Source organism: Leeuwenhoekiella sp. ZYFB001 (assembly GCF_011784865.1).
Taxonomy (GTDB): domain Bacteria; phylum Bacteroidota; class Bacteroidia; order Flavobacteriales; family Flavobacteriaceae; genus Leeuwenhoekiella; species Leeuwenhoekiella palythoae.
On sequence record NZ_CP050460.1, the window covers coordinates 1,301,979 to 1,314,665 of the forward strand.

General features: G+C 42.7%; 7 protein-coding genes. 4 read left to right on the top strand and 3 right to left on the bottom strand.

Annotation, left to right across the window (positions count from 1 at the left end; all coding sequences use genetic code 11):
• Positions 1–100: 100 nt before the first annotated feature.
• Positions 101–1,210, bottom strand: a complete 1,110-nt coding sequence (locus HCN54_RS05735; protein WP_167596918.1) for a hypothetical protein — start codon at positions 1,208–1,210, stop codon at positions 101–103.
• Between the two features lie 1,780 nt (positions 1,211–2,990).
• Positions 2,991–5,129, bottom strand: coding sequence for a thioredoxin domain-containing protein (locus HCN54_RS05740; protein ID WP_167596919.1), 2,139 nt, complete (start codon positions 5,127–5,129; stop codon positions 2,991–2,993).
• Between the two features lie 200 nt (positions 5,130–5,329).
• Here HCN54_RS05740 and HCN54_RS05745 point away from each other — a divergent pair, with 200 nt between their 5' ends.
• The 3 genes from HCN54_RS05745 (at position 5,330) to HCN54_RS05755 (ending at position 9,396) form a co-directional block, all read left to right on the top strand.
• A complete protein-coding gene (locus tag HCN54_RS05745) occupies positions 5,330–6,130 on the top strand; it encodes a 2Fe-2S iron-sulfur cluster-binding protein (protein ID WP_167596920.1) in 801 nt (266 codons plus the stop codon).
• Between the two features lie 98 nt (positions 6,131–6,228).
• On the top strand, positions 6,229–7,221 hold the full coding sequence (locus tag HCN54_RS05750) for an FAD binding domain-containing protein (protein WP_167596921.1): 993 nt from the start codon (positions 6,229–6,231) through the stop codon (positions 7,219–7,221).
• A gap of 15 nt (positions 7,222–7,236) precedes the next feature.
• Entirely contained in the window at positions 7,237–9,396 is a 2,160-nt protein-coding gene (locus HCN54_RS05755; RefSeq protein WP_167596922.1) for a xanthine dehydrogenase family protein molybdopterin-binding subunit, read from the top strand.
• Between the two features lie 205 nt (positions 9,397–9,601).
• Here HCN54_RS05755 and HCN54_RS05760 read toward each other — a convergent pair whose 3' ends face one another.
• Positions 9,602–10,630 (bottom strand): XdhC family protein, encoded by a 1,029-nt coding sequence (locus tag HCN54_RS05760; protein WP_167596923.1) that lies wholly within the window; start codon positions 10,628–10,630, stop codon positions 9,602–9,604.
• 215 nt (positions 10,631–10,845) lie between these two features.
• Here HCN54_RS05760 and HCN54_RS05765 point away from each other — a divergent pair, with 215 nt between their 5' ends.
• Positions 10,846–12,687, top strand: a complete 1,842-nt coding sequence (locus HCN54_RS05765) for a glycoside hydrolase family 15 protein (RefSeq protein ID WP_167596924.1) — start codon at positions 10,846–10,848, stop codon at positions 12,685–12,687.

Sequence of the window (12,687 nt, forward strand, 5' to 3'; positions counted from 1 at the left end):
TTAACTTTGCAAGTACACACCAAGCTGAAAATCCGCGAGGATTTTCAGAAGTAGGCGAGAACAAGCAATTACTTATAGGCATGTTGGCAATAGTGTTTCTTTAATAAATTAATAATCTAATGTCTAAATTTTTGTCAAAAGTCATAAAGGTTTTTAATTCTAAATTTAAATTAATTAAATCCTTTTCTGCTTCGAGAAGTTCTTTAATCAATTCATTTTCAGATTGGTCAATTATTTCAACTTCGTAGCCTTTATTACTAACTAAAGACAACTTTCCATTCAGTTCTGGAATTTTCTCATTATCTGAGCTAATTTTAAAATCAATCGTTCTTTTTTTACTTGATGTTTTAGTTGAATTGACTTCTGATATTGTTATTTTTCCCTCAATTAGTCCAAACCAATTTTCAAGTATATCTTTTATCGTTTTATATTTTTGTCTTTCCTCTAATTGCCATAATAATTCTTGATAAAGGTTTTTTAATAGTTCAAAAAAGTCTTTATTGAAGTTAGAACTTACAATTCTTAAAAATTCTTTTTCTTGGTCATATAAAAAATTCGGTGAATACTTTTCTATGGTTTTTAAAATCGAAATGTCTTTAATTTCAGAGCCTTCGTGAATTATTTTATTTCTTATGGATTGAATATCTTTTAGTTTGGATATATACTTTTCAAATGGTTCAATTGGTATATCTATAACTAATTCTAAATAATTAAATGATGATATTAGATAATCTCTCTGACTAAAATGTGAAAGCTTTATTTTTTTTGTAAATGTTTGCGAAGACAACTCACATATTTTACTTAAAAAATTTTCATTTAATGAGTAAAGTCCAATTAAGGTAGACTTACTAAAAAGGTCTAAAAAATCTGAATATTTAGCTTTTATCTCTTCAATATCCTCTTGTTTTTTGTGTGCTAAATAGTCTATTCCTGAAATATGAGTAGCGTAAGCAATGTTGTTTTGGTCTTTAGGATCACTATCACCAATTGTTTCATCATATTTTTGTTGAGCACTTTTTTCCGATTTTTTATACCGTTCAGTTAAAGCGTCTAATTCTTCTTGCCAACTTTTTAAATAATTTTTAATTGTACTAGAATGTTGTTTTTCAAATAACTCAAGCTGTTCATCTATTGCTATAAATGATTTCTCGAGTTGTTCAATCTTACGTTGATTGTTCAAAAAGTGTAATGTAATTTGAAATGGTGTCATTGAGTTTTTTTAGACATTATTACCAACTCGTAATATCAAGTTAAATATACCTATTATACCCTTATAAGTTTCTTAATAACAGGAACTTTTATTATTTATAGCAATATCAGTATAAATCTTCAACCTTGCTTACGGGATTCTGTAAATTGGGTAAAAGGCACGTTCTTCGGGTCAGGGTGCAGTGTGGGTCGTATTTGGTTCGGTAATTTCCCATTTTTTAAGAACAGGCTGCTCTAAGACTCCAAACCTGCCGTTTGTCGCCCCGTTTTTGACCCGAACCAGTACCGAAGGAATACCGAACCAATACCGAAGGAAACCCCCGGGAATTTCGAACTTGCCTGCAAGCCTATGCAAACTCTTCTCGAACTATGCCAAACCCTGCAATTCTATGCACAAACAGCTGATTTTTTGTAAGGGGTTTCGGGTTAAAGTTTGAGAGAGGGGTTGTACAAGATTGCGGGATTGTGTGAATGTCCTAGCGTTGAATTGAGTAGTATTAGGTTTTAATGGTGTTCCTTACTTTTCTTTGCTTGTCCAAAGAAAAGTAACAAAAGAAAAGACCCCCTTGCTTAGGAATTTTTTGCCTTATCAGGCAAAAACCGCTTTGTCAGCTCCGCGTCGCTATCGCTCCTGTCCTTCGGAGCTTCTGGCAGCTATTCTGAACCAAGGGAGTTTTGGATTCGTGTAACCCTTCGGGTATGAGTAATTTGTCTTTTCCCTTTATTCTATCCTCTTTTTTTCTCCCGTCTATCCACCGCAAATTGAAGACTGCTACTGCAAACTGTTACTGCTTACTGAATAAGAACCGGCCTACTTTTTACATCTGTAGTAAAACAAGCAAAGCCTGCAGCGATGGGTGCGGAGGATAGCCTAGCGCAGCGGTTTGCTATCCGCGGGATAAAGGATTTGCGTAGTTTTCAAGGATGTAAAAATAAGCCTAGACTTTTTTGTTTCTTTTTTGGGCGATGCAAAAAAGAAAGGAAAGTTGAATAGAAGTTTATTTTTTCAATTCATGTTTGTTCATTTTCTTTACTCGTCTAAAGAAAACGAACCAAAAGAAACGACGCCTTTTGGATAGGTATTTTTTGCTATCGCAAAAACCTCAAGCGCATCCCTAAATTTCTTCCAAGGCTTCAGAAATTCTTAACGGGATGCCCTTGCTATACTGACCAAAAGGAAATTAAACCCTTCGGGTATGGGTGTTGTGATTTTTAAATGGAAGAGGAATCAAACTCCCTTCTCTTGCGGGAGAAGGGTTGGGGATGAGGGGTTTTGATGCAGTGCGCACCAGATGCGATTTCTCGACTGCGCTCGAAATGACAAATGGGTTCAAAATGATAAATGGATTCAAAAGCTACTTTTCTGTGTAACCCTTCGGGTATGTAAATGCTCAGTCATCTCGAATAGTCTCGACAACTATCGGGAAGATCACACAACAAGCTAACAGAAGGGCTGGGGATGAGGGCTTTTGATGCAGTGCGCTTCAGATGCGATTTCTCGACTGCGCTCGAAATGACAATACGTACTACTAACACGCGATACAATTCCCAATCTTCATTGGGACAAGCAGCGCGAAAACATTGGGAGAGGTAACTTGATCGAAATAACAAAAGCGTCATGCTGAACTAGTTTCAGCATCACATCACAGGGAGAAATACTGAAAACAGTAAACCACAAACAAAAAACTGCAAACTGCTACTGCCAACTGTTGATCCGTCTTTCCTCTCTGTTCTATTCTCTTTATTCTAACATCTAACGTCTCAAATCTAAAGTCTAGAATCTAAAACCCAAACCCCTCCACAACTTCTAATTGTTCTAAAGCTTGTGCTACGGTGGTGACGGGAAGTTTACAGGCGCGGCCTTCGCAGACGTAGATATAGGTTTTTTCGGGTACAAAGCGTGATTCAAACAGTGCGAGCTCGCTATCTACGGTAGTGCCTATGAGCAGGCGGTTGGCCACCGGTTGTCTGCTAAATTCGTCAATGCGTTGTACGGCATCAGGACCTACTACGGCAATTTCATAAAAAGGATAACTATGCTGTACGGCCAGGGCAAGCCATTGGGTATAACTCCAGGGCTGCTCTTTTAGGTTGTCGTGCATTGCCAGAAGCATCGCTTTGGCCTGCTCAAGATAGGCGGTGTTGTAATTGAGATGCCCCAGTTTAAACAGTAATTGCGCCAGCAAGGCATTGGCCGAGGGTTGCACGCCATCATTGGTCGTGATGATGTTCGTGATGAGTTCGTCGCCGGTGTTAAAGGTATAAAAGGGCGAATTCGCGTCTTTAAAATTTGTTTGGATATCGTTGATGAGTTGGTTTAGGTTTTCCAGATACTCCGTATTTGTGGTACTGCTATATAGGTCCAGGGCAGCTTGACTCATAAACACATAATCATCAAGAAATGCCGGTGCTATATCGCTATGGGCTTTATACGAATGCATTAAGGTTCCGTTTTTGAAAGCATTTTGCATTAAAACCGAGTAAAGCGCTTCAGCTTGTTTAAGATAATCGGGTTGCTCAAAACTATGGGCTGCGGCCACCAAACCGGAGATCATCATCGCATTCCAGGGAACGATGATCTTATCATCGGCACGCGGCAGGCTTCGGGTACTGCGCATCTGTTGCAATTCGCTTTTCCATTGGGTGATGAGTTGGGCTAAATGTGCAGCAGAAAGCTTATGCGTTTCGGCAAAGGCTGCATCGGTTTGTGTAGGGAAGAGGTGTAGAATATCGGTCTCAAATCGAGAGAGCGGCTCTTTGGTATAATAGGCGTCAAAAAGTTCCTTTTCGGTAGTAATGTCGCTCTCCAGTTGATTGGCATTATACAGGTAATAGCCTCCTTCTTTGCCATCACTGTCGGCATCCAGAGCGGCGATAAAGCTGCCTTCTTTCGTTTTGAATTGGTTGTTGAGAAAAGTGATGGTTTCTTCTGCGCGTTGGCGGTAGATGGGTTTGTCAAACAAGGTATAGGCTCTGGCATATACGCTTATAAGTTGGGCGTTGTCTGACAGCATTTTCTCAAAATGCGGAATCTTCCACAGCGGGTCTACGCTGTATCTAAAAAAACCTCCGGAAACGTGATCATACACGCCGCGCATTGCAATGGCATCAAGGGTTTGCTCTAAAAAGGCTTTAGATTTCGCATCTTGAGTAAGGCTCACATAATCGAGCAACAGGCTGAGATGCGCAGGAAGCATAAACTTTTCAAAACCCTTACGCCCTCCATTTTCCATATCCCATTCTTGTTGGTAGGTGTTGAACAGAGTTTCTATAAGCTGCGGCCGGTACTGCACGCTGGTATTTGCCGCAGCCTGCTGTTGTTCTTCTTGAATTCCGGTAGTGAGGCGCTGCGCAAAAGCAGCCGCTTGTTCGGGTTTTTCGGCATAGGTTTTTGATAAGCTGTTGAGCAGCTGCAGCCATTCTTCTTTTTTATGGTAGGTGCCGCCATACAAAGGTTTTCCATCGGGTAACACGATCACGTTCAGCGGCCAACCTCCTTTGCCCGTGATGAGTTGTACCGCTTTCATATAAACTTGATCTACATCAGGTCGCTCTTCGCGATCTACTTTGATATTGATAAAGTTCTGGTTCATCACCTGCGCCACATCTTCCTGCGAAAAGGTTTCTTCTTCCATCACGTGACACCAGTGGCACGACGAGTAGCCTATACTCACCACGACCAGTTTGTTTTCTTTTTTGGCTTGGGCAAACGCCGCATCACTCCACGGTTGCCAGTCTACCGGATTGTGCGCGTGTTGCAACAAATACGGACTCGTTTCTTCTATAAGTTTGTTGGTGTATTTATGGGTTTCCTGAGCTGTAAGTATAGAAGTAGCCAGCAGCACAATGAGCAATGGAAGAAAGAAACAGCGACGCATAGGTTTACGATTAAGATTTAAAATTTCCGTATTAAAACTCATTTAGGCAAATCTTTAGGCTTGAAAGTTTATGACTTTTTAGGGATTTTCTTAAGAATGTTTTGGGAGCAGTGTAAAGGCCGGTGGCGACTATTATTGATATCTTGAAGACTTAAGGCTCGAAAACTGGCGTATTTAAAGGTGTACCGAATCTTTTGGTCTTCTTGATCACGCTAAAAACCGAAAAACTTCAACAGTAAACTATGAAAAAACAAAAAGTACATCAACCGCTAAAGGAAGCTCAACTCACTGATGATGAAGTAGAAATTCTAGATCAGCTGGGCATCTTTGGCGATTCGCGCCGAAAGTTCTTAGGGCAGATCTCTGCTGCCAGTATGAGCGTTATGGCTACGCCGTATTTCTCTTCAGAATTGCTTGCGCAAACCCAAGCCGGAACCTCAAAAGACGATTTAGACGCCTTATTGAACAAGGTTGAAGTGAATCTACAAGTTAACGGAAAGCAAAATCCATTAACACTAGATTCCCGTACTACCTTGCTTGATGCCTTGCGCGAGCATTTACAACTTACCGGGACCAAAAAAGGTTGTGATCACGGACAATGTGGAGCGTGTACGGTAATGATAGATGGAAAGCGTAAACTCTCTTGCTTGACGCTTGCAGCAACGTGTAAAGACAAAAAGATCAAGACCGTTGAAGGTCTGGCCAATACTGCCGGTTTACACCCTATGCAAAAAGCCTTTTTAAAGCATGATGGCTTTCAATGTGGCTATTGCACCCCGGGACAGTTGTGTTCATCGGTGGCTTTATTAGACGAGGCTAAACAAGGAGAGGCCAGTTATGTCACCAGAGATTTTACAAAAGTGACCACCAACCTAGACCTTAGCGAAGAAGAGATCAGAGAGCGGATGTCTGGTAATATCTGTCGTTGTGGGGCTTATAACAACATTGTACAGGCTGTGAAAGAAGTGCAAAGCGGGGTTGAGGAGCAACCGAAATGGCGCTTTGCTAGTCTGGCTGAATTAAAAGAAGCCGGAGAACAGTAAATGAGTTCGTATACGCATACGAGAGATTTACAATCAAATTTTAGGTGGAGCCCTAGAGCAGTATTCCTTCGGTTACGCCAACAAACTAAAAAGTATTTATGAGACCTTTTAATTATATAGAAGCTAAAACAAGACAACAAGCCTTAGCAGCCGTACAGGAACAAGAGCACGCCAAATATCTGGGTGGAGGAACCAATCTGGTTGACCTGATGAAAGAGGATGTAGAACGCCCTGAATATTTGATCGAGGTGGCCGATCTTGATAATGATACCATCACCTCAAATGCCGTGGGCGGACTCACACTTGGGGCGGCCCGAAGCAATGCTGCAACTGCAAATCATCCTGAGGTACGCAAGCAGTACCCATTGCTATCGATGGCGATGCTTTCGGCAGCAACTGCACAGATACGCAATATGGCCACCAATGGTGGGAATCTGTTACAGCGCACGCGCTGTCCTTATTTCTTTGAGACTTCCATGCCGTGCAATAAACGCGAACCGGGAAGCGGTTGCGGTGCACTGGATGGAGCCAATGCGCAGCATGCGATATTTGGTTGGAGCAAAAGCTGCGTTGCGACACACCCTTCAGATATGTGCGTGGCACTTGCCGCGCTGGAAGCTATGGTAACTGTGCAAACCCCAGACGGTAGCGAGCGGACTATTGATTTTTCAGATTTTCACCGTTTACCGGGCAAACAACCGGAATTAGACAATACCCTTGAACCTGGCGAACTCATCACAGCGATCGAACTGCCTAAACCCCAGTTTACGCAACACTATCATTATTTAAAGATCCGGGAGCGCTCTAGTTATGCTTTTGCGATTCTTTCGGTAGCGGCAGGTTTAAAAATAAGAGGTGGTGTGATCACCGATGTTGTTCTGGCGATGGGTGGCGTGGCACATAAACCCTGGAAGCTTACCGCAGCAGAAGATTATTTAATAGGAAAAGAGCCTACTACGGAGAATTTTGAGGAAGCCGCACAATTGGCACTTGCCGATGCCCGCACACTAGAACACAACGCGTATAAAGTCCCTATGGGAATTAAAGCCATTGTACGTACCCTAGAACAAGCCTATTCAAAAGAAGCCTAACCGAAAAACAACATTATGAATTTAGATACATCAAAAGGAACCGGAAACCCAATAGATCGGGTAGAAGGGAAGCTTAAAGTTACCGGAATGGCGAAATATGCCTCGGAATTTAAGGTCAAGAATCTGGTCTATGCACAAGGGATCAACAGTACGATTGCTAAAGGTCGCATTACTGGCATTGATACCGCGGAGGCCGAAGCACAACCGGGCGTGCTTGCCGTGATCACCTATAAGAATGCAGAACGCTTGGCACAATACGATAAAGATTTACACCCGTTATCTACTACAAGTATTCAACCGGTATTGCAAAGTGATCAGGTGCATTACTACGGAGAATATGTAGGACTTGTGGTTGCTGAAACCTTTGAACAAGCGCAATACGCCGCAAGATTGCTAAAGTATACGTATTCGCAAGAAACGCCGGATATTGACTTTGAAGATTCAAAAGGAAAGGCATATACTCCCACGGAGCAGTCTGATTACAGCAGAGGTAATGTTGCTGAAGGTCTTGCGGAGGCTGATGTTACGTTAGATGAAACCTATATTACGCCCATAGAACATCACCATCCTATGGAACTGCACGCGATCATTGGTTCGTGGAATGGCGGCAATGTACAAGCCTACGCCAGTCAGCAAATGATCGATAACGCAGCAACCACCATTGCCGACACCTTTCAGATCGATAAAAAGAACGTACGGGTAATGTCGCCTTATGTAGGTGGTGGCTTTGGTTCTAAACTCGCAGCCAAGCAGCACGTGATTTTGGCGCTTATGGCCTCTAAAGCTATTAATCGCCCCGTGCAACTGACGGTTTCGCGTAATCAAATGTTTACGAATACTAATTTGCGTCAGCGTAATGAACAACGCATTAAAATAGGTGCAAAAAGCGACGGAACCTTAACTGCGCTTTCGCACGATACGCTTTCGCACACCTCAACCTATGAGCAATATCAGGAGGCCTGCGGGACGGTTACTAAGATGTTATATAAAACGCCTAACAACAGTGTAACGCACCGCTTGATGCCAATGAACCTGCAAACCCCCTTTGCAATGCGGGCTCCGGGAGAGGCTACAGGAAGCTTCGCACTCGAGTCAGCTATGGATGAAATGGCTTTCAAATTAAATATGGATCCCATTGCCTTTAGAATCAAAAATGATACGCAGGTAGACCCCAGTAACGGCAAACCTTTTTCCTCACGCTTGCTGAACGAATGTTTGCGTCTGGGGGCTAAAGAATTTGGATGGGAAAACCGCCCTCAGAAACCCGCATCAAAGTCTGAAGGTAATTGGCTGGTAGGTTACGGGGTCAGCGCAGCTTCCCGACGCGCACCTTATATGAAAACTTCGGCGAAAGTCATACTGGAGTTGAAGAACGATACCGTTTGGGCCACCTTACAAATGGATGCTACCGATATAGGTACCGGTAGCTATACGATCTTGGCGCAGACCGTTTCAGAATATTTGGATATTCCGGTGGAGCAGGTAGATGTGGAATTAGGAGATTCTGAATACCCCGTAACGCCCGGTTCGGGAGGTTCTTGGGGAGCTGCTTCGTTTGCTAATGGGGCTCGTGCCGCGTGCGAACAAGCACTAAAAGACTTAAAAGATAAAGCCGGTGAAACTGCCGCCACGACTACTGTTGCTTTAATGAAAGCCGCGCAATTAAGCACTTTGGAAGCCGAAGGCACTGCAGAACCAGACGAAGAGTATAAAGCGCACAGTGTGTTTTCTTTTGGAGCCAATTTTACCGAAGTGTGGGTTGATAAAGATACAGGTGTTTTTCGCATCAAGCGTATGCTTAACGTTGCAAGCTGCGGAAAAATCCTAAACCCTAAAACGGCATTCGGGCAGATCATAGGAGGTTGTGTGATGGGGGCAGGAATGGCAATTGCCGAGCGTACAGAAGTGGAGCCTAATTTTGGGAACTTTATCACCCGGTCGTTTGCAGATTACCATGTACCGGTAAATCTAGATATGGCAAATATTGATGTGGTGTATCTTCCCGAAGAAGATAAGATCGCTAATAAAATGGGGATCAAAGGTATAGGCGAACTTGGGATCACGAGTGTTGCGGCTTCTATTGCAAATGCAGTGTTCAATGCAACCGGAAAGCGTATGCGCGACCTTCCGTTAACGCCGGAGAAGATGATTGTAAAAAAAGAAGAAGCAGCTTAACGCTTTCTAATTTCAATATTGAAACGTCCTGTAGCTTAATTGTTGCAGGGCGTTTTTTTGACTGCACTATATGCTAAACTTTGTGAGATTCGGCGTGAGATTAAAGGTTTACCTTCAGCGCAAATCGCATAGGTTTGCAACGAAGTTGTTTATGAGCTATGCCCAAACCAATACGAGTTTAAGGCAGCTTGTTAAGTTCGACAATTTAAACTTCTTTATGAATACTTCCTATTTTATCACGCAAAGAAGAAACCTCGCGTTTGCGTTTTACAGCGAGTATTTCTGCGAGTACCGATAATGCAATTTCTTGCGGAGTGATGGCACCAATATCTATTCCCGCAGGGCCGTAGATGCGATCAAGTACCGTGGCATCCAGATCTGGCTTGTAGTCTATGAGTTCGTTAAACAACTTTTCTCTACGCTTTGAACTACCTAAAATGCCTATATACTGCGGCTGCTTATCCAAAATATTAACTAAGAAGTTGAGGTCTGTTGCATAATTATGGTTCATCAGCACCACAGCAGATTCAGCATCGATGTGTAAACCCGATGCTTGTTCCGGAAGCAGATGCAATACTTCTTGTACATCCGGAAAATTCGCTTTGGTTTTGGGATCTTTAGGAGAGGCGATCACACGCACATCCCACCCCATCTGAGCACCTAACGTACCCAGTTGTACCGCATCGTGTTCGGCACCAAATAAAAACAACTGAAAAACCGCAGGCAAAACCTGAGTAAAGGTCTCAACCTTTGTTGTGGATTGCACCTTTTCTTCAATAGAAGATAAGGCTAAGGTTTCCTCGTTCGCTTTTACAACAGTACCTAAGGTTTGTACAACAGCTTCGGTATCTTTAACAAAATAGGAAGTGAGCTGTAGGTCCTTACGTTGTTTAAGAATATTAGTCAGCTTGTTGTAAATGCTTTCATTGATCTGTAAGGGTTCTATAAGAATATAAAGAATCCCTTCACAGCCCAGCCGGTACCTACCGTCGTAGGTCATCATTTTGGCTTTGCCGGTTTCAAATACCTCTTGTGCTTGAAAAAGCACTTCCTTTTCAACACACCCGCCACTAACGGCACCGGTCATTGTACCATTTTCAGCAATGAGCATACGCACACCCGGTTTACGATAAGATGAACCGTCAAGAGCCACCACACTGGCCATAACACAAGCCGTGTTGGTTTGAAAATACGTATAAGCGGTTTGAATAATGGTACGGAATTCGTGTGTCATAGCTAAGGCTGAAATACAAAGTTAGGCATAAAGTATGCTTTAAACGTAAATGAGCATTGTCCACGAGTGCTAAACTTATATTAATTGCAAGTCCGGGCATTCTAAAGTGCCACGCGGTCTAAGTTTTACCTTTATTTTAATAAAAAGCCCTGCGTTTATCTGTAAATTTTCAGATTGAGAATGATTCCAACAAAAAAATAAGCAGTACAAGTTTTATGAAAGAGCACAGCGGTTATCCCGGTATAGAAAGTTATGGTGTAATAGGAAATTGCCAGACCTGCGCGTTGATCCAGCGGGAGGGCAGTATCGACTTTATGAGTTTTCCGGAATATGATTCGCACTCGGTTTTTGCAGCTCTTTTAGATCAGCGCAAAGGCGGAAGTTTTAATACGCCTCCGCAAGCGCCTTATGCAAAGTGTTTTCAGGAATATATACTTGATACCAGTTTGCTTACCACACGCTTTCTTTCTGATGATTATAATGTGGAGTTTACAGACTTTATGCCTATTCAAGCAGATGGCAGTGCTGAGGTCAATCAGTTAGTTCGTAAAATCAGCCTTATTCGCGGAAACCTTGATTTTGATCTTATTCTTGAGGTGCTGATAAACTATGGCAAACTCACTACCCACGTTGAGGTTATTGATGAGTATACCCTGATTTTTAAAAATCAAGAACACGCCGATGCCTTGAAAGTACGGGCAACGCTGCCCATTACAGCGCAAGGAAGTATTAAAAAAAGCTTTGCCTTAAGCGAAGGGCAGGATGCTTATTTTATCATAGAGAGCGCCGATGCCCCAGCTTTAGATCATACGGTTGAAGATGAAATAGCATGTTTGGAAAACAAGTTGCACGCAACGCTAAAATTCTGGCATCAGTGGATCAAGACGTGTAACTATCACGGCGATTTTGCCGAACATATGAAACGCTCGGCCATTACCTTAAAATTATTGACCAGTGCCAAATACGGTTCGACGGTGGCGGCACCTACTTATGCGTTGCCCGAGGAAATAGGCGGTGATAAAAACTGGGATTACCGGTATGCCTGGGTGCGGGATGCCGCATTCACGATGTACGCTTTTATGCGTCTAGGCTTTCTGGAAGAAGCATCACAATTTATGAAATGGATTTACGACCGTATAGATATCGACATCAACGGCGGGGTAGAATTACAAATTATGTACCGAATAGACGGAAGTCGGGACCTTGAAGAAGAGGAGCTGGATCTGGAAGGGTACAAAGGCTCGAAGCCTGTGCGCATTGGGAATGCGGCCACCAGCCAAATACAATTAGACGTTTTTGGGGAGTTGATGGATACCATTTATCTGTTTGATAAGTACGGTCAAAATGTGATGTACAGCTTTTGGCAGAATGTAGAAAAGCTGATTGATTATGTGTGTAAAAACTGGCAAAATGCAGATCACGGTATTTGGGAAGTGCGTGAGGTAAAACGCCATTACCTTTTTTCAAGGTTGATGTGCTGGGTGGCTTTAGACCGCGCGATTCGCTTGGTGCGTAAGCGATCCTTACCAACCGATGTCAGCACTTGGGAGAAGAACAGAAACCTTATTTTTCAAGATATTTATGAAAATTTCTGGGATGAGGAATTGCAAAGCTATGTGCACTTTAAAGGAGCCAAAACTGTAGATTCATCACTATTGATGATGCCTTTAATGAAATTTATTAGTCCGTATGACAAGCGCTGGGTAAAAACCTTAAAAGTTATCGAAGAGCAGCTGATCGTTGATGATGTTTTGGTATACCGAAACTTGCACGATAGCATTCCGCATAAGGGAGATTCCGCAGAAGGATCTTTTACCATTGGTTCTTTTTGGTATATCGAGTGTCTTTCTCGAGGGGGAGAGATCGCGAGAGCAGAACGCTATTTTCAAAAGCTGATGAGTTACGGGAATCACCTCAAACTCTTTTCGGAGGAATTGAGTCCGTCTGGCGCGCAGCTGGGGAACTTTCCGCAGGGATTTTCACATCTAGGATTGATCAGTACGCTGTTTTCAATAGATCGTCAAAAAGGTCAAAATACATTTGTTTTAAAGCAATAA

Coding starts and splice junctions, on each gene's coding strand:
- HCN54_RS05735 (WP_167596918.1), bottom strand. CDS start 1,210: ATGACACCATTTCAAATTACATTACACTTTTTGAACAATCAACGTAAG.
- HCN54_RS05740 (WP_167596919.1), bottom strand. CDS start 5,129: ATGAGTTTTAATACGGAAATTTTAAATCTTAATCGTAAACCTATGCGT.
- HCN54_RS05745 (WP_167596920.1), top strand. CDS start 5,330: ATGAAAAAACAAAAAGTACATCAACCGCTAAAGGAAGCTCAACTCACT.
- HCN54_RS05750 (WP_167596921.1), top strand. CDS start 6,229: ATGAGACCTTTTAATTATATAGAAGCTAAAACAAGACAACAAGCCTTA.
- HCN54_RS05755 (WP_167596922.1), top strand. CDS start 7,237: ATGAATTTAGATACATCAAAAGGAACCGGAAACCCAATAGATCGGGTA.
- HCN54_RS05760 (WP_167596923.1), bottom strand. CDS start 10,630: ATGACACACGAATTCCGTACCATTATTCAAACCGCTTATACGTATTTT.
- HCN54_RS05765 (WP_167596924.1), top strand. CDS start 10,846: ATGAAAGAGCACAGCGGTTATCCCGGTATAGAAAGTTATGGTGTAATA.